An 18,431-nucleotide genomic window follows, 5' to 3' on the forward strand; every position below is an offset into this window, starting at 1 on the left:
GAGCTCCGGTTAGTCCAGTTCCGCGTCGGACGCTTCCTCGATCCCGGAGTCGAGCCGCTTCATGTTTTCCAGCAGCTTGAGAAGATAATGCAGTGTATGGGCCAGGTCGCCCACCGAGAAATCGTCAAGCGCCTGGTCGTAATAAGCATGGATCTTGGGCTGCGCCCGGAGTAGCCAGATGTCGCGGCCAGGATCAGTCATCCTGACAAGCCGCGAACGGCGATCTCGTTCGTCGGGCGTGATGCAGATGTGGCCGTCGCGCTCCATCCGGCGGATCACACCCGACAAGTTCTGTCGGCTTACCATCAAGTAGCGTGCGAGGTCGTTTACGCTCATCCCGCCTTTGGACTCGGGACGCGATAGCGCCCCGAGGACAGCCCATTGTTGGGTGGTCAAACCTTCGCTTTCCACCGCACGCGAACCTGTCTTGTGCAGCATGTTTGCGCATTGATACAGCCGGAAGAACAGCCGGTTAGCGAGCTCCATTCTTGCGATATCGACACTATTTTCATCTTTTTTATCCGAATTTGATGTCTCGCGTTCGCCTTGCATACTGATTCCAGTTTGTCCTAACATAGGCAAATATATTTACCTATAATTCTTGATTTGTCTATCTTTAAAGATAGTAGTTCCGCGCTTTGCGCGGGAGACGGCACAGCGAACAATGGTATCCCCCTTGGAGACAGACCATGAAAGCAGCATGGATTACCGCACACGGCGGCAACGAGGTTGTGATGGTCGGAGAACATGCACAACCGATCCGTGAGCGCGGCGAAGTCCTTGTGCGCTTGCGCGCTGCGACTCTCAACCGGGTGGATCTCTACATGCGCGACAGTGGTGCCGGCATCACCCACCGGTTGCCACAGATTCTGGGGCTCGACGGCGCTGGCACGGTCGAAACGGTGGACAACGACGAAACGCGGCTGACTCCCGGACAACAGGTGGTCGTTCACCCGGGGATCACCTGCGGCCGCTGCGAATTCTGTTTGCGGGGGGAAAGAGTCCTGTGTTCGCACATGAGTCTGCTTGGCGAACATCGGGACGGCACCTTCGCCCAATATGTCAGCGTTCCCGCCCGCAATGTATTTCCCATGCCGGCGGGGCTTTCGTTCGCCGAGGCCGCCGCTCTGGGCGTGAACCACTTGACCGCCTGGCGCATGCTGTTTTCAAAGGCCCGTCTTAAGGCCTGGGAAACGGTCTTGGTGTTCGGTATCGGTGGCGGCGTATCACTTGCGGCGCTGCAGCTGGCCAAGCGTGTCGGCGCGCGCGTCCTCGTGACTTCGCGTGATCGCCAAAAGCTGATGCGGGCGAGCAAGCTTGGCGCCGATCACACGATCGATGGAAGCACCCAGGATATCGCGAAGGCAGTCATGGCAGCCACCGATGGGCGTGGCGTCGACGTCGTCATCGAAAACGTCGGCGCCGCAGTCTGGTCCTCGGCCATGAAATCGCTTGTGCGTGGTGGACGTCTGGTTACCTGTGGCGCGACAACGGGCGACCAGCCGCCAGCCGACCTGCGCCGCATCTTTATCCGGCAGCTGCAAATCTTCGGCTCGACGCACGGAGAGCTCGGCGAGTTTCAAGACCTGTGCGGCTTCGTCGAGCAAACTGGACTCAAACCGGTCATTGACCGCGAATATCCTCTTGACCAGGTTCACGATGCGCTCGACCGGCTTGAGTCCGGTGCGCAGTTTGGCAAGGTAGTCCTGCGCATCGATTGATGGTTGTTTCGCATCATCGGGCGATACCGTCACGCGACGGCTTTCCCAAAATGCCGTCAACAGACCACTTCCCGGGCCCCCAGGCCACCATCGCGAGCAGCATCATTGCCCACACTTTGTGATCGGTAAAGTCCCCCACGATCATCAATCCACTCCAAAAGCCGTGCGGCCAGAGATCCGGGTATGAAATCACGGCGGTCAGGTTGTAGATGAATAAAAACAGCGCCGTGGCCCGGCCGGCGATGCCAAGCCCGAGCAGCCACGGAGTGATCAGCTCGATCCAAGTCCCCAGCACGGCCGCAATCCCCGGAGCCAGAAGTGGAACGTGATAGAGGCTATCAAACAGCATTTGTGTGCTCGCCGGGTCGGTAAACTTGACCACGCCGGCACGCCAAAACGCGATCGCGACCCAAAGACGCATCAACAGCAGGGCGAATGGGCCGACCCAGCTTTCCAGCCACTGCGTGGTGCGCGAATAGCAACTATTCATGCAGGTGATCAATGCGGTGCTTGTCATGGTGGAGGCCTCGTGTCTCTATAACGGGGTAGGGCAGAACGCGCGTTATCAAGTGGTGCCTGATAAGCTCATTCATGCATTGAGCGGCGTTAAATCCATCGTCAAGCGCGATGGAGCTCGTCCCAGCTTCTTCGAGAGAGGCGCCTGCCGCAAGCGCCGCCACGTACGTGAAAGTGGCCGCATCGACGCTGGTCATCACGACTTCTCCGTCCTCACGCCAAAGCATGACGTTCTCTCCCTGACCCTCTGGATTGAGGATCCCCTCAGGAGCTAGGGCGAAGCGCCAGATCGTGAGTACCCGATGTGGGCTGCCCAGCAAGCGAACACAATTGTGCAAGCCGATGCGCAGGGACCCTCCCGCGCCATCCAGGCATATCATGAAATCATCGAATGTGAGCGCCTTTGCATCGGCTGCGAGAATAGTTTCCTGGCGCAGCCATTCCAGTCGCGCCACGTCGGCCAGATAGGAAAGCGTACGGCCCGCTGGAATCGTCTCTAGGAAATCGGCGAAATGTTCACCGAGTTCTTGCAGGTTTCCAGAATGTGATGGGTAACGGCTTCGATAATGTCGCGCGGTTTGATCAAACCAGTCCTGCCCGACCAATGCCAGCACCGCCGGGTAGCTCGTACGCAGAGCCGCCGTCTGGATTTCAGTGCAACTGCGGCGATAGATACGCAGGCGCGCCTCGGGCGCCAGGCCATTACCCGAGATCGAAGCCACGGGGCCTGGGGCCCCATCGTCAAACAGCGCGGCTAGAAATGCGGTTTGTAATTCACGCAGGTGGGGCTTCGCATTCATCAAGTATCTCCTGTGCATGCGCGGCCTCATCCATCAACACTTCAAGCTCGGGGATTTCGGCATCCCATTCAATCAAGGTTGGCACCTGACCGAACAAAGACACGGCCTCGGAATACAAATCCCACACCGCATCGTCGACACGACGGCTGTGCGAATCAATCAACACCGGCACCGACAAACCCTCTTTGCGCGTGAAACCCGCCAGGTGAATTTCGCGTATGGCCAAGCGCGGCAATGCGCGCAGATAGACGTGCGGGTCGAAGCCATGGTTGACGCTATTGACGTAGATGTTGTTCACGTCGCACAGCAGGCCGCAGCCGCTGCGCTTGACGGCTTCGGTCACGAATTCCCATTCGGTGTAGTCGGCTCCGTCGAAGCGTAGGTACGTCGAAATATTCTCTACGAGGATTTCACGCTTGAGCGCGTTCTGGACCTCGTCGATGTGCGACACCACGCAGTGCAGCGCTTCCTCGGTGAAGGGCAGTGGCAACAGGTCGTTGCTATGGCGGTCGCCGACAGCACCCCAACACAAGTGTTCAGACACCAGTTCGGGCTCATAACGATCCACTAATTCCTGAAGGCGCCGCAGGTGCGCCGCATCCACCCTGTCGGCGGACCCGAGCGACAACCCGACGCCGTGCAGGCTCAAGGGGTAGTTCTCCCGAATGCGCGTCATGGCGTCTTGAAGTGGCCCGCCAAGCGCAAACAGATTTTCGGAATGCGTTTCGAGCCATGGGATGGACGGCTGCTCATGCAGCACACGCGCGACATGCGGGGCGCGCAACCCTATACCGGCGCGAACCGGCATAGGATGCATCATTGCGATGGAATCCGACATCACGAGACGCAGGTCAAGAGGACTTGGGACTGCCACCGATTTTCTCGCAAACCCCGGCAGGCATCAGGACGAACGATGCCGGGTCGTGTGCTTTGGCATCCTGCCCGGCGCATGAATGGCCCGGGGACTGGCAGTCATTCTTGTACGCGGCGTTGACACCAAAGCATTTGGAATAGTGCTCCTCCTTCATGACCTTCATGGTTTTTTGCTGCGCGGCCTTCATCATCTCGGGCGTCATTTTCATGGGCTGGGCTATGGCCAGGCCGGTGGCTGCTGTAGCGCCCAGTGCAGCGGCACAAAGCAGCGTGGATTTCAACAGGTGTGAACCGTTCATGCGTCATCTCCAAAATGGTCAGGAGAACCCTGACGCTTGATAAGAGCGGGGGAGGACTTGAAAGGGTTCGCGGTTCTCTGATTTTTATTTCGGTTTTTGCTACAGAATGAATGTATCCAGTTTGCTTGATTTCCCGGCTACACCGAACCCTTTTCCCCTGTCGGCAGAGCGTAGGACGCAAAGGCTGCATCTACGGGGGTATCGAACAGGTGATTGGTGTAGTTCGAGATCGTCTTGACGGCGATGGCGAGCACGACCTGCAGGGCCTGCTGCTCGCTATAGCCAGCGTTGGTGAAGGCTTGCAAGCTCGCCTGAGACGGATTGCCCCGCGTCTGCACCATTTCCTTGACGAAGGCGGCCAGAGCGCGCAGCTTCGGATCATGAATCGCCGCGCCCTCACGGATTGCCTGAATCGCCTGCGGTGGTACCTTCGATACCTTTTCGGCGATCATACTGTGGGCGGCTACACAGTAGTGGCAGGCATTTTCCCGGCTGATGGCCAGCAATACGACTTCCTGCTCCGCCGGCGTAAAGCCGGACTCCTTGCGAAACCAGTCGTACCCATGGAGGTAGGTCGAGAGCGCGCCAGGGGCGTGAGCCATTTCCCGATACATGTTGGGAATGAACCCCTGTTTCTTGTGCGTGTTGCTCAGGAGCTCACGGCCCTTTTCAGGAGCGGTGTCTTCGGTAAGAAGAGGCAGTGTCAGTTTGGCGTTCATGGATTGCTCCTAAGTGGAAGTATTCCGGCTTCCGGGGTGGGTTTGATGATGGCAAAACATCGAAGTTGTGCGGAGCGTATAAGGCCCTGACCTTCGACCAGCGGTCGTTCCCTAAGAGGCAGGGAAGCACCCAAACGGTTCGCGTCCGAATTGAAAAATCCGCACGGCTGAGCGGCGAAATCCGTCTCCATCTCTCGGACCCCCATTTTGGTGAGCAGGCGAATCGTTTTCAATGTTTGCCGCCTCTCATGATTACCGATGGGACGTTTCGATTCTGCGACCGACTTCCATCATTTCACTGAACATCCCATTTCCGGCGCGAGAGGCTTCCCATGTACTGCAGCACTTCTGTAACGGCGCAACTGGTTCGAGGTGTCATGGCCCTGGCATCCATCGTGGGCGCGATCGTTCTGGCTCCATATTTTTGGCCAGCGCTCGTCCTGCTACCCCTGGCGATCTATTTGATGCGGGGATGCCCCGCTTGCTGGTTCGTTGGCCTGATGGAGGCCATCCGGGCCCGTAGCGAGCGCAAGCGCGCCATCAATTAGCGTTGCTGCAGGGCGGCGATCAGCGGGCACGACACATTACCCTGGATGGCGTGACAGTCACTGATCAGCCTGGAGAGAGCCGCCTCGCTACAGTGAGCGCCATCCCCCAAGATCAGGAGCTGGCCGATTTCGTCGAGGCTGAATCCTAATCGCTGGCCGGGCTTCACGAACTTTACCCGCGCCACATCCGTGCTGCCGTAGTGACGGATGCCACCGTACCTGGTCAGCGCCTCCCAGCGCTTGAGGCAGTAGTCAATCGCCCGTGCCGTCCCCGAGCCATCGGGCACACGATGGCGTTGTGCGATCAACCCCCAGTGTAGTGAATTTTTATTGCGCCTTTAGATGTGTCAAGCTCATTTGATTTCGCGGCTACAGCGAACCCTTTTCCTATCTCAAGGCCTCTAGTGGTTAGGCGGGCAATGGAACAGACCATAAAGGCCCAGACTCGAAATTTTGTATATCTATCCACGAGGAGATTGAAGATCATGAATCGTTATGTCCAGGCAATGGCTGCAGGCTTCGTTGCCACGGTGGTGCTGTCCCTTCTGATGCTAATAAAAGGCGCTATGGGCGTTATGCCGACGCTAAACCCGATAATTATGCTCAGTGGGATGGCTCATGCAAAAATGGGAATGCCCGACGTACCCGCTGTAGGCTGGCTGGCACACTTCGTGCTTGGCACGGTCGTATGGGGAGGGCTTTTTGTTCTGCTATACAACCGATTACCGGGCAAAAACACTTTGCTCAAAGGTCTATCATTTTCCGTACTACCCTGGCTACTGATGATGCTGTTTCCCCTACCTATGGCAGGCGCGGGGATTTTTGGACTGGAGATCGGTATGATGGCGCCTGTATTGACGCTGGTCATGCATCTGATTTGGGGTGCCGTACTGGGCGGCACCTACGGTCGGCTTGCTATCCGATCGAACTCGGAGACACAGGCTGCAGGTTGAGGGAAATCCCACGCCCGAAACGGTGGAAAATCGTCAAGAGTTTACGGGGTTTGTTTGACGGCGCTCACGCGGGCCAGGACAGCGTCCAGGCTCGAGCATTCGTTAAAGTCCGCCCACGTGTACTCGGGTGCGCCGTGCGTCCGGTTGATCCAGAACGTTCGCCAGCCGAACGATGCCGCGCCGGCTGCATCCCAGGCGTTAGATGAATGGAACACGATAGTTTCCGGTTTCACGCTAAATGCCTTGCAGGCTTGGGCGTAGACTTCGGGCGCTGGCTTGTAGCGCCTCAGCGTGTCGGTCGAAAACGTAGTGTCGACGATCTCGTCGAGGCCCGCCGAGACCAGCGCGTCGTGCAACATGCTTGGTGTTGCATTGGAAAACACGGCGGTGCGTACGCCGAGGTCGTGATAGCCTGTCAAAGCCGCACGGACGTCCGGATACGGATCCAAGGTACGATAGGCAGTGAGCAGCGCGCCTCGCAGCTTTGTATCATCGACTTTGCAGGTTGACAGGGCATAGTCGAGGGCGTCTTCCGTGACCTGCCAGAAGTCGGCATAGCGGCCCATCAAGCTCCGGGTCCAGGAATATTCGAGTTGCTTGTCGCGCCAGAGTGCGGAAACGCGCCCAGCGTTCGCACCGGCGGATCCCGCCACACGACGTACAGCCGAATGGACGTCGAATAGCGTGCCATAGGCGTCAAAGACGGCAATCAAAGGTAGTGGCATGGGAAACGATCCTAAGTAAAAACGTCGTTGGGTGGCTCAGGTGCCGGACGTATTCTTTTGGATGAAGAGGCCCCTCGTTGAAGAGGCCGCTCATGCGATTACATCTTCCGTTTCCAGCTCTCCGCAGCGAATTCGGGGTTGGTCTTGGTATGGGTCAGGTGGTTGGCGTAGTTGCTCAAGGTTTTCATCGACACGGCGAGAACGACCTCGATGACCTGCTGGCGGGTAAAACCTGCCTTGACGAATGTGTCGACAGCTGCCGATGGGACAAAACCGCGCTCGCGTACCACTGCCCGCGTGAATGCGGCGAGTGCTTCGAGATGGGTATCCGGCAGAGTGGTACCCGCGCGCAACGCATCGACTACCGCGTCCGGCACTTTGACCATCTTACGCGCAATGACGGAATGCGCGGCCACACAGAATTCGCAATTGTTCTCGACGCTGATGGCGAGCAGCGTGACTTGGCGTTCCACCGGCGTCAAGGAAGTTTTATCGAACTGGGCGGACAGGTCGAAATAGGCCTGCAGCGCCGCTGGTGCCTCAGCCAGGTTGCCATAGAGGTTGGGGATGAATCCGAGCTCGGCCTTCGCCGCCTCAAGCGCTGGACGAGCGGCGACGGGCGCGGATTCAATGGTGTGAGTCACAAATTCGGTCATGATGCTGGTTCCTTGGTTGCGTGTTGACCGTGCTAGACGGCACCAGTCCAGTATCGGCTGTGCCACCGTGCGAGACCATGCCCGTCGCGCGCATATACTTGTCCAAACGTCTCACTGGATCCATGCATGGACAACCTCAGCCTGTTGATGCGTCAGCTACGCCTCGAGACACGGGTTTTTCACCGCAGCACCCACTGTGGGACTTGGATCCTCGATGCCGAGTATGAACGCAAGGCGATGTTCCACCTCGTTGCCGCAGGCAATTGTGTGATGCAGATCGGTCGCGCGCATCATGAAATTGCGCTCGCGGCTGGGGATACCGTCATGTTTTTGCGGCCTGCGGAGCACCGGGTCATCTCGGTACGGGATGCTCAGGATGATGCGACCACGCTACTGCTATGCGGTTATTTCGAATTCGGCTCACCGCTTGCCGAAGTGCTGCTGGCAGCGCTGCCGGCGCAGGTCGTGATGCGCCGCGACACAAAAGGAAGCGAAGCGGCTTCGCTATTGACGCTGATTATGCACGAGGCAAGCGGCGATGCGCCTGGCGCCGCCACCGTTCTCGACAAGCTTTCGGACGCGCTGTTCATTCAAGTACTGCGCCACTGCCTTCAACACGGACAAGTGCAGCGTGGGGTGCTAGGAGCGTTGGCCGACCCTAAACTATTTCCACCGCTGCTGGCGATGCACGGGGACATCGCGGCCGACTGGAGTGTCGACAAGTTGGCCAAGCTTGCGCATATGTCGCGCGCTACATTTGCCCGGAATTTCGCGGGTACCGTCGGCGTGGCACCCATGGCCTATCTTACCCGGCTGCGTATGCAGAGCGCACACGAGGCGCTGCTCAACGAGCGCCTGACTTTGGCGCAGGCGTCGGAAGTTGCCGGCTACGCCACGGAAGCCGCATTCAGCCGCGCATTCAAGCGTACTTATGGCTTTTCGCCGGGTACTCTGCGTGGCAAGCGCGCCATCAATTAGCGTTGCTGCAGGGCGGCGATCAGCGGGCACGACACATTGCCCTGAATGGGGGAGTGTCAGATTTTTTGTGGGCGGGGCGATTTGACATTGGTTAATCCCTGGCCTCAGTGAACCGTTCACCGAACAGAATGGCGAACTGGTTCATCGCCGCCTTCCAAGTGTGAACGGATCGGGATGGCTTGGCCAGGATGTTTCTGAGCGCCAGCCACAGCAGCTTCACAGCCGCCTCATCGCTGGGGAACTGGCCCCGGTTCTTGATAATTTTACGCAGCTGCCGGTTCATGTTCTCGATGGCGTTGGTGGTGTAGATCACTCGCCGGATATCGGGCGGGAAGATGAAGAACGGCACCACATGCTCCCAAGCCCGTTCCCAGGCGGCCACAATGGTCGGGTAGCGGGTACCCCAGGGGCCATCGGCGAAGGCCTGCAGGGCCTCTCGGGCCTGCTGTTCGTTGGCGGCGGTATAGATGGGCTTGAGCGCGGCAGCGACCAATTTACGGTCCTTCCAGCCCGCGTAATCCAAGCTGTTGCGCATCAGGTGCACGATGCAGGTCTGCACCGTCGTCTTCGGGAAGACCGCGTTAATGGCCTCGGGCAGGCCCTTTAAGCCATCCACCACGGCGATCAGGATGTCCTGGCAGCCTCGGTTTTTCAGTTCATTGAAGACCTTGAGCCAGAATTTTGAGCCCTCGGTTTGTTCGATCCACAGCCCCAGCACGTCGCGTTCCCCGTTGGCGTCGATGCCCAGGGCCAGGTAGACGGCCTTGTTGACCACCAAACCATCAGTGCGGATCTTCACCCGCAGTGCGTCAAATAAGACGACCGGGTACATGCGCTCCAAGGGGCGGTTCTGCCAGGCGACGGTCTCGGCCATCACCTCGTTGGTCACCTCGCTGATGAGCTCGGGCGAAACGTTCGTGCCATAGGTCTCGGCGAGAAAAGCCTGGATCTCGCGCACGCTCATGCCACGGGCATACAGGGCAATGATGCGCTCATCGAACCCGGCGAAATGGCGTTCATGCTTGGGGATGAGCACCGGCTCGAAGCTGCCGTCGCGGTCTCGGGGCAGCTGTACCTGCACCGAACCGTGCTTGGTCAGCAGCGTCTTGGTGCTCACGCCGTTGCGCTCATCGGTCTGCGCGGCGGGCTTGTCCTCACCGGGGCGGTAGCCCAGGTGCACGTTCATCTCCGCACCCATGGCCCGCTCGATGACCGCGCGGCCGAAGGCATCGATCAGGTCCTCGACCTCCATGGCTGACATCGGGCCTTCGACCAGGCCGTCCAGTAGGTGCTCAGGCAGCTTGGGCAGCCGCGCCTCGCGGGCGGCCGCCTGCGCCGCGATGGATGGTTTCTTGTGTTTCACGGGCATATCCATGATCGTTTTCTCTCATGTTATGCCTCGCCCACAAAATTCCGGACACTCTCCTGAATGGTGTGACAGTCACTGACCAGCCGGGATAAAGCCGCCTCGATCCGGGCCAGATCAGCCAGCTTGGCACGGACGTCGCTCAGTCGCTGCGCGGCCAGCTCGGCCGCCTCGCTGCAGTGGGCGCCATCCTCCAAGATCAGGAGCTGGCCGATCTCGTCGAGGCTGAACCCCAATCGCTGGCCGGACTTCACAAACTTTACCCGCGCCACATCCGTGCTACCGTAGTGACGGATGCCACCGTACGGTCGCTTCGGAGTCGGCAGCAATCCCTTGTGCTGATAAAACCGGATCGTTTCCACATTGACCCCGGCCGCTTTAGCAAAAGTACCGATGGTCAGGTTTTCCGAGCCTTGCTCTATCACGCTTGCCCCCGTAGTTGACTACGGAAGTAAGGTTACAGCATCGAGCAACAATCAAAGGAAATCAATCATGACCCGGTTGAAAACCGCCCCTATGATCGGCGAGCCACGCACGGAGCGCGTCAAGGGCGCGTCGGGACAAGCGCCTGCAAAGCCAAGCGAACGAGTCAAAGATGCGAGTAGGGCAAACGGAGCCGACCATCGAGACGATAAGCTGCGCGTTGCCGTGATCGGAAGCGGCGGTGCGGCGATGGCTGCGGCGCTCAAGGCCGTCGAGCAGGGCGCGCGGGTGACGCTCATCGAGCGCGGCACGATTGGGGGCACTTGCGTCAATACCGGCTGCGTGCCATCCAAGATCATGATCCGCGCCGCTCATATCGCTCAACTGCGCCGCACCAGCCCGTTTGATGACGGCCTGCCTCCCGTGCCGCCAAAAGTGCTGCGCGGGCGGCTGCTGGCCCAGCAACAGGCACGCGTCGAGGAACTGCGACATGCCAAGTACGAGGCTATCCTGGCCGACAACTCAGCTATTACAGTGCTGCACGGCGAGGCACGATTCAATGACAGCCATAGCCTTCTGGTGCAACTGAATGACGGCGGACGACAAGACGTCGCGTTTGACCGCTGTCTGATCGCCACTGGCGCTAGTGCGGCACTTCCCCCGATCCCTGGCCTCGAGGACACACCCTACTGGACGTCGACAGAAGCGCTCGCAAGCGACACCATCCCGAAGCGCCTGGCCGTGATCGGTTCATCGGTCGTGGCCGTCGAACTGGCGCAAGCCTTCGCTCGGCTCGGCAGCCACGTCATAGTCCTCGCGCGGAGCAAACTGTTCACCCGCGAGGACCCCGCCATTGGCGAGGCCTTGACGGCAGCGTTCCGCGGCGAGGGCATTGAAGTGCTGGAGCACACGCAAATCAGCCAGGTCGACTCTCTGGATGGCGAGGTCGTGCTGACGACGGGTCACGGTGAACTACGCGCCGATCGCCTGCTGGTCGCGACAGGCCGCGAGCCGAACACGCGCAGCCTTGCCCTCGAAGCGGCTGGAGTTGCCATCAACGTGCGAGGAGCGGTTGAAATCGACGCCGGCATGCGCACCAGTACCCCGCACATCTACGCCGCTGGCGACTGCACCGACCAGCCGCAGTTCGTGTATGTGGCGGCGGCGGCAGGCACGCGCGCGGCAATCAACATGACCGGCGGCGACGCGACGCTGGATTTAACTGTGACGCCGGCGGTGGTGTTCACCGACCCGCAGATCGCGACCGTGGGCCAAAGTGAACAGCAAGCTCACCGTGCCGGCATCGAAACAGACAGCCGCACGCTCACACTCGACAACGTGCCGCGCGCACTCGCCAACTTCGACACACGCGGCTTCATCAAATTGGTGATCGAGGCCGACAGTCATCGACTGATCGGCGTGCAGGCGGTCGCACCGGGGGCCGGTGAGCTGATTCAGGCCGCGGCGCTTGCGATCCGCGCCCGGATGACGGCGCAGGAGCTAGCCGATCAGTTGTTCCCCTATTTGACGATGGTCGAGGGCCTGAAGCTCGCCGCGCAAACCTTCAGCAAGGACGTGAAGCAGCTGTCGTGTTGCGCTGGATAGCTGCTTATGCTTGCCGCTTTCGTCATGAACCTATCCAGATCAGCCGCAGCCGCACTCGGTGCCGCACTGCTTTTTGGCGCGAGCACGCCATTTGCCAAGCAACTCGTGGGGAATATGCCCCCCGTGCTGCTGGCTGGCCTGCTGTATCTAGGAAGTGGCGTCGGCTTGTGGGCATTTCGCCTCGTCAGGGAACGCACCGTCGCGGTGCCGCGTCTGAGCGGCCGGGAATGGCTCTGGCTGCTGGGGGCGATCGCCAGTGGCGGCATTTTTGGGCCAGTACTGTTGATGGTGGGCCTGAGCCATACGTCGGCGTCTCAGGCCTCTCTGCTGTTGAACCTGGAAGCGGTTCTGACCGCGGTCCTGGCCTGGGTGGTATTCCATGAGAACGCGGACCGACGGATCGTCATCGGCATGTGCCTCATTGTGGCGGGCGGGGTTCTACTGACGCTCCCGCAAAACGCGATGTTCGCCTCTGGCGGCACCCTGGGCAACCTTGCCGTCGCCGCTGCCTGCCTATGCTGGGCGCTGGACAACAATCTCACGCGCAAGGTGTCCGCAACCGACGCCGTGTTCCTCGCCGGCACCAAAGGGCTGATCGCAGGCGTCACCAACACGTCAATCGCATTGGCGCTGGGCTATTCGCTGCCCGCCTGGTCCTTGACCGTTGAGTCCATGGTGGTCGGCCTAGCTGGCTACGGGGTCAGTCTCGTGCTCTTCGTGCTGGCGCTGCGTGGCTTGGGCTCGGCAAGAACCGGGGCCTATTTCTCCACAGCGCCCTTCATGGGGGCCGCCATCGCCATCATGGGCTACGGCGAATCGACACCGGTCGCATTCTGGATTGCCGCCGTCCTGATGGCAGCGGGCGTCTGGCTGCATCTCACGGAGCGGCATGACCATCTGCATACGCACGAGCCGCTGCTGCACAGCCACCGGCATGTGCATGATGAACATCACCAGCATCATCATGACTTTCCCTGGGATGGCACCGAGCCGCATACGCACGAACATCGGCACGAAGCCATCACGCATCGGCATCCGCATTATCCGGATATTCACCATCAGCATCGGCATCCCAGGTAGGCCGGGATATGGGATGGAAGATCCCCTCGACCAGCCGGGGAGGGACTTGCCGAGTCACAAATCTGTCATCCATTCTGGCTAAGATGCAGTTCGCTGCGTGAACTCACGGTAAATGAATGGATTCGGTGTCTTCAGTCGTCGGGCTTGGGGGATTGCCACAGGCTGTGCCGGCCGCCAAACAATCGGCGCTCTATCATCAGTTGAGCGGACTGCTGGCCTCGGATAGTCTGACGCCGGTGTTCCAGCCCATTCTCTGGCCGCACAAGGGGACTGTCCTCGGCTACGAAGGACTGATTCGTGGCCCCGAGAGCGGGACGCTGCATCAGCCCGCTGCGCTGTTCGCGGCGGCACACAGCGTCGGTTTGAGTGTCGCCCTGGAGCATCACTGTGTGCGTGCCATTGTTCATCGCTTTGTGGCATTGGGTTTGAGCGGGCAGCTGTTCGTGAACATCAGCCCTCGGGCCTTGGTATGCGCCGAGGAGCAGGGCTTGAACATCGGCACGCTACTGGCCCAAACGGGCCTGGCAGGCGAGCGGCTGGTGATGGAGCTGACCGAGCAGGCAGATGATGGCTCGTGGGATGTCCTGCAGCCCATTCTGGGCAGATTCCGCTCCCGAGGCGTGCGTTTTGCAATAGATGACCTGGGGGCAGGTTCCTCGAATCTTGGGCGCTGGCTGGAATTACGCCCAGAATTCGTCAAGATCGATAAAACCTTTTCATTGGGCATCCACAACGATTTGCTGCGTCAGCAGATGATGCGCTCAGTCAGCGATATCGCGGCCGTGGCGGGTGCCGTTGTGATTGCGGAGGGTATCGAGACGCAGGAAGATTTCGCCTGCGTGGGGGATCAGGGGGTGGCCTTCCTTCAAGGGTACTTCATCGAACGTCCGTCCGCCGAGCCGGATCAGGACCGGATTCATGCGGCTTCCGTACGTCTCGCCGACCGGCACCTGCTCGTGTCGTCATCCGGCACCGAACTGGATTTGCCTGTCGACGAAACCGAGGGAAGGGCGGTACAGCTGCTGCGGCGTGTCCCCAGCGTGAGTTCCGACACGCCCAATGAGATCGTCCTCGAGAGGTTCATGGCTCACTCGGATCTGCACACCCTGCCTGTGGTGGATGAGGGCGTCCCTGTGGGCATCCTGACCCGCGGCGGCCTGGTCGAGCGGTTCTCCCAGCCGTATCAGAGGGAGGTCTACGGCCGCAAACCATGCCGGATTTTCATGGACGACAAGCCTCAGGTTTTTGAGATGCGCACACCCCTGATCGCGCTGAGCCGCTCACTGGCCGAGGGCAATGGTATGGTCAGCGACTTCCTGATCACACGGCACGGGCGTTACCTGGGAATCGGCTCGAGCCAGGATCTTCTGCTGGCGCTCACCCGCATGCAGTTGCGCGCCGCGCGTCATGCCAACCCGCTGACTCAGCTTCCAGGCAATGTGCCGATCGATCGGCAGATCCAGCGGTATTTGGCAAGCGGCCTGTCTTTCAGCGTGTGCTACGCCGATCTGGACAATTTCAAACCCTTCAACGATGTTTTCGGTTATCAGCAAGGCGATGAGGTGATCCGGCTGCTTGGCAGTGTGCTGTCGCGCCATGTCGATGTACAGCAGGATTTTCTCGGCCACATTGGCGGTGACGATTTCCTTCTGCTGTTTCGCAGTGCTGATTGGCGTTTGCGGTGCGAGCGCATGCTGGCGGACTTTTCCAATGAGCTCGCCCGCAAACTGGCCGATGCGGGCGTGAGCGCATCTGAAGGCTACGAAGCGGAAGATCGTCAGGGCCAGTGCCGCCATTACGATCTGCCCACGTTGTCGCTGGGCGCCGTCGAAGTGGAGCCGGGCGACTATGAATCGCACCACCAGGTCGCCCAGGCAGCGTCTGAGGCCAAATCCCAAGCCAAGAAGTCCCGGGGTGCCGTTTTGTTCATAGAGCGACGCAGCTCCGCAGTCTGAGCTCGGACGCGGGCGACAGCAGAGGTCATCATACCGAACACCATCCCGCATGGCGGCATGGTGTTCGGTATGATGGGTCAGGTTATTTCGTGATCAAGGAGAGCGCTCATGCGCAAAGTATGGACTCTGCTGCTAATTGTGCTGACGCTGAGCCTTTCCGGCTGTGGCTATAACACGTTGCAGTCCAGCGACGAACAGGTCAAATCGAACTGGTCGGAGGTGTTGAACCAGTACCAGCGCAGGGCGGATCTCGTTCCCAATTTGGTCAACACCGTCAAAGGGTATGCGGCTCATGAAAAAGACGTGCTGGAACAAGTCACGAACGCTCGCGCACGAGTCGGGTCGGTCCAAGTGACGCCAGAGCTGTTGAATGATCCCGAATCCTTTGCCAAGTTCCAAGCGGCACAAGCCCAGTTGACGGGTGCGCTATCCCGACTGTTGGTGGTCTCGGAAAATTACCCACAACTGAAATCCGACGCCAATTTCCGCGACTTGCAAGCGCAGCTCGAGGGCACCGAGAATCGGATTACCGTTGCACGCAACAGGTACATCAAAGCCGTTCAGGACTACAACATTACGGTAAGAAGTTTCCCGTCCAACTTCACCGCAATGGCCTTCGGCTACAAGGTGAAGCCGAGTTTTGCCGTGGAAAATGAAAAAGCCATTTCCGCCCCGCCGCGTGTTGATTTCGGCACGTCCACCGGGACGGGACAGGCAGGCGCCCAGGGCGGTAGCAAATGAGAACCTCGCGTGGGGTGAGGATCTTACTGGCGGTAGCCACGCTGTGTTGGAGCTTGGCTACCGTTGCTCAGCCAGTGCCTATCCCCCCTTTGGCTTCTCGCGTCACTGACCGAACAGCCACCTTGACCCGTGAGCAGACAGCGGCCTTGGAGCAAAAGCTGCAGGCCTTCGAAGCCGCCAAAGGGAGTCAGCTTGCCGTACTTATCATTCCAACCACGGGAGATGAGCAAATCGAGCAGTATTCGCTTCGCGTGGTTGAGCAGTGGAAGCTCGGGCGCAAGAACGTAGATGATGGCGCGCTGTTGATTGTCGCCAAAAATGACCGAACGCTGCGCATCGAGGTCGGTTATGGCTTGGAGGGCGTGCTCAACGACGCCACCAGCAAGCGCATCATCAGTGAAGTCATCGTGCCACGCTTTCAACAGGGCGACTTCTATGGCGGTATCGAGGCTGGGGTCGATCGCATGATCGGATTAGTCAACGGCGAGCCGCTACCCGCACCCACCCGACGTGACCGCAATGACGATGGCGCTTTCGGGCAACTGGTGCCAGTCATCTTCCTGTTGGTGCTCGTCATCGGAGGGATCCTGCGGCAGGCCCTCGGGAGGTTCCCTGCGGCCATTGCCGCGGGTGGCGGTGCCGCAGTGCTGGCTTGGCTGTTTATCGGGGCCTTCTCGGTGGCATTAGGGGCTGGGTTGATCGCCTTTGTGTTCACCTTGGTGGGGGGAGGCATGGGTGGACGTGGCGGTTGGCATAGTGGCGGGGGCGGGTCTGGGGGGTTCGGCCGGGGCGGCGGAGGATTCGGTGGTGGCTTTGGAGGCGGTGGCGCCTCGGGGAGGTGGTAAAGATGGACCTCAAACGCATTTGCCTGCATCTCGTGACGACAAGCTGGCAAGTCAAAAGAATTTTTACCCCACCCACCTTACGAGCCATCGAAACAGCCATCACACAAAGTGAAAAAACCCATGCTGGCCAAATCCGCGTCGCGGTGGAGGGCGCACTGAATAGTGCGGCACTGCTGCGCGGTCAGACGGCCAATGAGCGTGCCATCGAGGTATTTTCCCTCTTGCGGGTATGGGACACCGAACACAACAACGGTGTGCTGATCTATGTTTTATTGGCGGATCGAGCCGTTGAGATCGTTGCCGATCGCGGCATTCACGTGAAGGTCGGCACCCAGGAATGGGCAAAGATCTGCCGTTCGATGGAAGTCACCTTTGGCCAGGGCCGCTATTTGCAGGGGGTGGAAGCAGGGGTCCTGGCAGTGACACACTGCCTCGCAAAACATTTTCCAGCTGGTGACGGTGAATCATTGGGGGAATTGCCGGACAGCCCTGTGCTGCTGTAATAGCCCACCAGCATCGGCACGAGACCGTCATGCTTTATCGAGCCGTCTCTTTAAACCGTTCGCAGAGCTGAAAGTAATCGACAGAATTACCAAACCCATCAATTTCCTGGTTTTTGAGTCGATCCACCGCCTGTGCAAACCCGGTCCACGCGGCAAGCGCCAGAGTACTGGCGGTGCTGATTCGACGCACGCCGATATCCCTGAGCGTCTTGAAACCGAGCTTGGCGGCGGGACCCATCATGATATTCACGGGCTTGGGCACGACGGCTTTGACAACGGCGCTGATCTGTTCTTTGGTGGAAAGTCCAGGTGCATAGAGGCAGTCCGCCCCCGCTTCAGCATATGCCGATAGGCGCTTGAGCGTTTCGTCGAGATCAGGCTGACCGACCAGGAAGCACTCGGCGCGCCCAACCAGCATGACGTTCGGGTCTATGGCGTCGATAGCTTCGCGTGCCGCCCGCATGCGTGCAACCGCGCTATCGAAATCATACAGTCGCGTCCCTTGTGCGTCTTGCACGGAATCTTCGATCGACAACGCCGATATGCCTGTAAGGACACACCTTTGGACGTTTTCCCTCAGTCCTTCAAGGGTACTCGCATAGCCGTCCTCGAAATCGACATTCACTGGCAGTTGAGTCGCCTGTACCAACTCGGTGCAATGGCGCAGCACCTCATCGACACCGATCTTGCGATCCGGCATTCCCCGCGAAAAGGCATATCCTGCGCTGGTGGTTGCCAGCGCCTTGAACCCAGCCTGTTCCAGCCAGCGAGCCGACCCCGGATCCCAGGGGTTAGGGAGAATGAAGCAGCCGCTTTCGTGCAATTTTCGAAACGCGGTGTGGCGAAGCGAGGGTGCTTGGCTGGTCATGAGGATATCCTCCGGAAATTAACCCAAAACGGGTGTTGATGGTGTGGCGGTTGCGGGCGTCGGCTGCCTTTCTATCGGTAATCAGGAAGGGAAGGCACATCGGCCGTCTGCGATGCCTGACATCAGGATGATCCCTCGATGACAATATTGTAATGAGCCGGTCATCCGGTGGTCAGGCACAGGTGGATAAAATGACCGTGATGAAGGCGCAGGCAGATGTTATCTTGCGGCAGCGCAAGTGATCCGTGCAGGCGTGC

Annotated in this window: 20 protein-coding genes and 2 pseudogenes; 10 read left to right on the forward strand and 12 right to left on the reverse strand. The window is 59.5% G+C overall.

Going from position 1 to position 18,431, the window contains the following annotated elements:
* Window positions 1–9: 9 nt before the first annotated feature.
* Window positions 10–486, reverse strand: a complete 477-nt coding sequence (locus tag ABCV34_RS03765) for a MarR family transcriptional regulator (RefSeq protein WP_345798690.1) — start codon at window positions 484–486, stop codon at window positions 10–12.
* A 203-nt stretch (window positions 487–689) separates the two neighbouring features.
* Between ABCV34_RS03765 and ABCV34_RS03770 the strand changes: the two genes are divergently transcribed.
* Window positions 690–1,721 (forward strand): zinc-binding dehydrogenase, encoded by a 1,032-nt coding sequence (locus ABCV34_RS03770; protein WP_345797894.1) that lies wholly within the window; start codon window positions 690–692, stop codon window positions 1,719–1,721.
* 13 nt (window positions 1,722–1,734) lie between these two features.
* Here ABCV34_RS03770 and ABCV34_RS03775 read toward each other — a convergent pair whose 3' ends face one another.
* From ABCV34_RS03775 to ABCV34_RS03795, 5 genes are all read right to left on the reverse strand, one after another.
* Window positions 1,735–2,238 carry a DoxX family protein gene (locus ABCV34_RS03775; RefSeq protein WP_345797895.1) on the reverse strand — a complete coding sequence of 168 codons (504 nt, stop codon included), beginning with the start codon at window positions 2,236–2,238 and terminating at the stop codon, window positions 1,735–1,737.
* Complete coding sequence (locus tag ABCV34_RS03780) at window positions 2,204–3,037, reverse strand: DNA-binding domain-containing protein (RefSeq protein ID WP_345797896.1); 834 nt, start codon at window positions 3,035–3,037, stop codon at window positions 2,204–2,206. The genes ABCV34_RS03775 and ABCV34_RS03780 overlap by 35 nt, the downstream gene beginning before the upstream one ends.
* Window positions 3,012–3,875 (reverse strand): DUF692 domain-containing protein, encoded by an 864-nt coding sequence (locus tag ABCV34_RS03785; protein ID WP_345797897.1) that lies wholly within the window; start codon window positions 3,873–3,875, stop codon window positions 3,012–3,014. The genes ABCV34_RS03780 and ABCV34_RS03785 overlap by 26 nt, the downstream gene beginning before the upstream one ends.
* A gap of 13 nt (window positions 3,876–3,888) precedes the next feature.
* Window positions 3,889–4,209 carry a DUF2282 domain-containing protein gene (locus ABCV34_RS03790; RefSeq protein WP_345797898.1) on the reverse strand — a complete coding sequence of 107 codons (321 nt, stop codon included), beginning with the start codon at window positions 4,207–4,209 and terminating at the stop codon, window positions 3,889–3,891.
* Window positions 4,210–4,346: 137 nt separating this feature from the next.
* On the reverse strand, window positions 4,347–4,928 hold the full coding sequence (locus ABCV34_RS03795; RefSeq protein WP_345797899.1) for a peroxidase-related enzyme: 582 nt from the start codon (window positions 4,926–4,928) through the stop codon (window positions 4,347–4,349).
* A gap of 377 nt (window positions 4,929–5,305) precedes the next feature.
* Between ABCV34_RS03795 and ABCV34_RS03800 the strand changes: the two genes are divergently transcribed.
* On the forward strand, window positions 5,306–5,476 hold the full coding sequence (locus ABCV34_RS03800; RefSeq protein ID WP_345797900.1) for a hypothetical protein: 171 nt from the start codon (window positions 5,306–5,308) through the stop codon (window positions 5,474–5,476).
* On the opposite strand, the pseudogene ABCV34_RS03805 reads toward ABCV34_RS03800, so the two are convergent.
* Window positions 5,473–5,694: pseudogene (locus tag ABCV34_RS03805) on the reverse strand (MerR family DNA-binding protein); the annotation flags it as partial. The gene ABCV34_RS03800 and the pseudogene ABCV34_RS03805 overlap by 4 nt on opposite strands.
* Window positions 5,695–5,961: 267 nt before the next feature.
* Here ABCV34_RS03805 and ABCV34_RS03810 point away from each other — a divergent pair.
* Window positions 5,962–6,429, forward strand: coding sequence for a DUF6789 family protein (locus tag ABCV34_RS03810; RefSeq protein WP_345797901.1), 468 nt, complete (start codon window positions 5,962–5,964; stop codon window positions 6,427–6,429).
* A gap of 41 nt (window positions 6,430–6,470) precedes the next feature.
* On the opposite strand, the gene ABCV34_RS03815 is transcribed toward ABCV34_RS03810, so the two are convergent.
* Both ABCV34_RS03815 and ABCV34_RS03820 read right to left on the reverse strand, forming a co-directional pair.
* Window positions 6,471–7,154, reverse strand: coding sequence for a haloacid dehalogenase type II (locus ABCV34_RS03815; protein WP_345797902.1), 684 nt, complete (start codon window positions 7,152–7,154; stop codon window positions 6,471–6,473).
* 98 nt (window positions 7,155–7,252) lie between these two features.
* Complete coding sequence (locus ABCV34_RS03820) at window positions 7,253–7,810, reverse strand: carboxymuconolactone decarboxylase family protein (protein ID WP_345797903.1); 558 nt, start codon at window positions 7,808–7,810, stop codon at window positions 7,253–7,255.
* Window positions 7,811–7,936: 126 nt separating this feature from the next.
* Here ABCV34_RS03820 and ABCV34_RS03825 point away from each other — a divergent pair, with 126 nt between their 5' ends.
* On the forward strand, window positions 7,937–8,788 hold the full coding sequence (locus ABCV34_RS03825) for an AraC family transcriptional regulator (RefSeq protein ID WP_345797904.1): 852 nt from the start codon (window positions 7,937–7,939) through the stop codon (window positions 8,786–8,788).
* Window positions 8,789–8,879: 91 nt separating this feature from the next.
* Here the strand turns inward: ABCV34_RS03825 and ABCV34_RS03830 are convergent, their stop codons facing one another.
* Together ABCV34_RS03830 and ABCV34_RS03835 are read right to left on the reverse strand one after the other, a co-directional pair.
* Window positions 8,880–10,157, reverse strand: coding sequence for an IS256 family transposase (locus ABCV34_RS03830; protein ID WP_345798665.1), 1,278 nt, complete (start codon window positions 10,155–10,157; stop codon window positions 8,880–8,882).
* A gap of 23 nt (window positions 10,158–10,180) precedes the next feature.
* Window positions 10,181–10,576 (reverse strand): MerR family DNA-binding protein, encoded by a 396-nt coding sequence (locus ABCV34_RS03835; RefSeq protein ID WP_345798691.1) that lies wholly within the window; start codon window positions 10,574–10,576, stop codon window positions 10,181–10,183.
* Between the two features lie 142 nt (window positions 10,577–10,718).
* Between ABCV34_RS03835 and merA the strand changes: the two are divergent.
* The 6 genes and pseudogenes from merA to ABCV34_RS03865 form a co-directional block, all read left to right on the forward strand.
* Window positions 10,719–12,182, forward strand: a pseudogene (gene merA, locus ABCV34_RS03840) (mercury(II) reductase); the annotation flags it as partial.
* 24 nt (window positions 12,183–12,206) lie between these two features.
* Window positions 12,207–13,262, forward strand: a complete 1,056-nt coding sequence (locus tag ABCV34_RS03845) for a DMT family transporter (RefSeq protein ID WP_345798692.1) — start codon at window positions 12,207–12,209, stop codon at window positions 13,260–13,262.
* Window positions 13,263–13,378: 116 nt separating this feature from the next.
* On the forward strand, window positions 13,379–15,217 hold the full coding sequence (locus ABCV34_RS03850) for a GGDEF domain-containing protein (RefSeq protein WP_345797905.1): 1,839 nt from the start codon (window positions 13,379–13,381) through the stop codon (window positions 15,215–15,217).
* Window positions 15,218–15,325: 108 nt separating this feature from the next.
* Window positions 15,326–15,958: a LemA family protein gene (locus ABCV34_RS03855; protein WP_345797906.1), complete on the forward strand. Its 633-nt coding sequence runs from the start codon at window positions 15,326–15,328 to the stop codon at window positions 15,956–15,958.
* A complete protein-coding gene (locus ABCV34_RS03860) occupies window positions 15,955–16,803 on the forward strand; it encodes a YgcG family protein (protein WP_345797907.1) in 849 nt (282 codons plus the stop codon). The genes ABCV34_RS03855 and ABCV34_RS03860 overlap by 4 nt, the downstream gene beginning before the upstream one ends.
* A gap of 2 nt (window positions 16,804–16,805) precedes the next feature.
* Window positions 16,806–17,306: a TPM domain-containing protein gene (locus ABCV34_RS03865; protein WP_345797908.1), complete on the forward strand. Its 501-nt coding sequence runs from the start codon at window positions 16,806–16,808 to the stop codon at window positions 17,304–17,306.
* 34 nt (window positions 17,307–17,340) lie between these two features.
* Here the strand turns inward: ABCV34_RS03865 and ABCV34_RS03870 are convergent, their stop codons facing one another.
* Window positions 17,341–18,174, reverse strand: coding sequence for an isocitrate lyase/phosphoenolpyruvate mutase family protein (locus ABCV34_RS03870; RefSeq protein WP_345797909.1), 834 nt, complete (start codon window positions 18,172–18,174; stop codon window positions 17,341–17,343).
* Between the last annotated feature and the right edge of the window lie 257 nt (window positions 18,175–18,431).

The sequence above is a fragment of the Castellaniella sp. MT123 genome, assembly GCF_039614765.1.
Classification (GTDB): Bacteria; Pseudomonadota; Gammaproteobacteria; order Burkholderiales; family Burkholderiaceae_B; genus Castellaniella.

What these genes read in the sequence shown, in the direction of transcription:
- ABCV34_RS03765 (WP_345798690.1), bottom strand. Translation starts at nt 486, where the DNA reads ATGGAGCTCGCTAACCGGCTGTTCTTCCGGCTGTATCAATGCGCAAAC.
- ABCV34_RS03770 (WP_345797894.1), top strand. Translation starts at nt 690, where the DNA reads ATGAAAGCAGCATGGATTACCGCACACGGCGGCAACGAGGTTGTGATG.
- ABCV34_RS03775 (WP_345797895.1), bottom strand. Translation starts at nt 2,238, where the DNA reads ATGACAAGCACCGCATTGATCACCTGCATGAATAGTTGCTATTCGCGC.
- ABCV34_RS03780 (WP_345797896.1), bottom strand. Translation starts at nt 3,037, where the DNA reads ATGAATGCGAAGCCCCACCTGCGTGAATTACAAACCGCATTTCTAGCC.
- ABCV34_RS03785 (WP_345797897.1), bottom strand. Translation starts at nt 3,875, where the DNA reads ATGTCGGATTCCATCGCAATGATGCATCCTATGCCGGTTCGCGCCGGT.
- ABCV34_RS03790 (WP_345797898.1), bottom strand. Translation starts at nt 4,209, where the DNA reads ATGAACGGTTCACACCTGTTGAAATCCACGCTGCTTTGTGCCGCTGCA.
- ABCV34_RS03795 (WP_345797899.1), bottom strand. Translation starts at nt 4,928, where the DNA reads ATGAACGCCAAACTGACACTGCCTCTTCTTACCGAAGACACCGCTCCT.
- ABCV34_RS03800 (WP_345797900.1), top strand. Translation starts at nt 5,306, where the DNA reads ATGGCCCTGGCATCCATCGTGGGCGCGATCGTTCTGGCTCCATATTTT.
- ABCV34_RS03810 (WP_345797901.1), top strand. Translation starts at nt 5,962, where the DNA reads ATGAATCGTTATGTCCAGGCAATGGCTGCAGGCTTCGTTGCCACGGTG.
- ABCV34_RS03815 (WP_345797902.1), bottom strand. Translation starts at nt 7,154, where the DNA reads ATGCCACTACCTTTGATTGCCGTCTTTGACGCCTATGGCACGCTATTC.
- ABCV34_RS03820 (WP_345797903.1), bottom strand. Translation starts at nt 7,810, where the DNA reads ATGACCGAATTTGTGACTCACACCATTGAATCCGCGCCCGTCGCCGCT.
- ABCV34_RS03825 (WP_345797904.1), top strand. Translation starts at nt 7,937, where the DNA reads ATGGACAACCTCAGCCTGTTGATGCGTCAGCTACGCCTCGAGACACGG.
- ABCV34_RS03830 (WP_345798665.1), bottom strand. Translation starts at nt 10,157, where the DNA reads ATGCCCGTGAAACACAAGAAACCATCCATCGCGGCGCAGGCGGCCGCC.
- ABCV34_RS03845 (WP_345798692.1), top strand. Translation starts at nt 12,207, where the DNA reads ATGAACCTATCCAGATCAGCCGCAGCCGCACTCGGTGCCGCACTGCTT.
- ABCV34_RS03850 (WP_345797905.1), top strand. Translation starts at nt 13,379, where the DNA reads ATGGATTCGGTGTCTTCAGTCGTCGGGCTTGGGGGATTGCCACAGGCT.
- ABCV34_RS03855 (WP_345797906.1), top strand. Translation starts at nt 15,326, where the DNA reads ATGCGCAAAGTATGGACTCTGCTGCTAATTGTGCTGACGCTGAGCCTT.
- ABCV34_RS03860 (WP_345797907.1), top strand. Translation starts at nt 15,955, where the DNA reads ATGAGAACCTCGCGTGGGGTGAGGATCTTACTGGCGGTAGCCACGCTG.
- ABCV34_RS03865 (WP_345797908.1), top strand. Translation starts at nt 16,806, where the DNA reads ATGGACCTCAAACGCATTTGCCTGCATCTCGTGACGACAAGCTGGCAA.
- ABCV34_RS03870 (WP_345797909.1), bottom strand. Translation starts at nt 18,174, where the DNA reads ATGACCAGCCAAGCACCCTCGCTTCGCCACACCGCGTTTCGAAAATTG.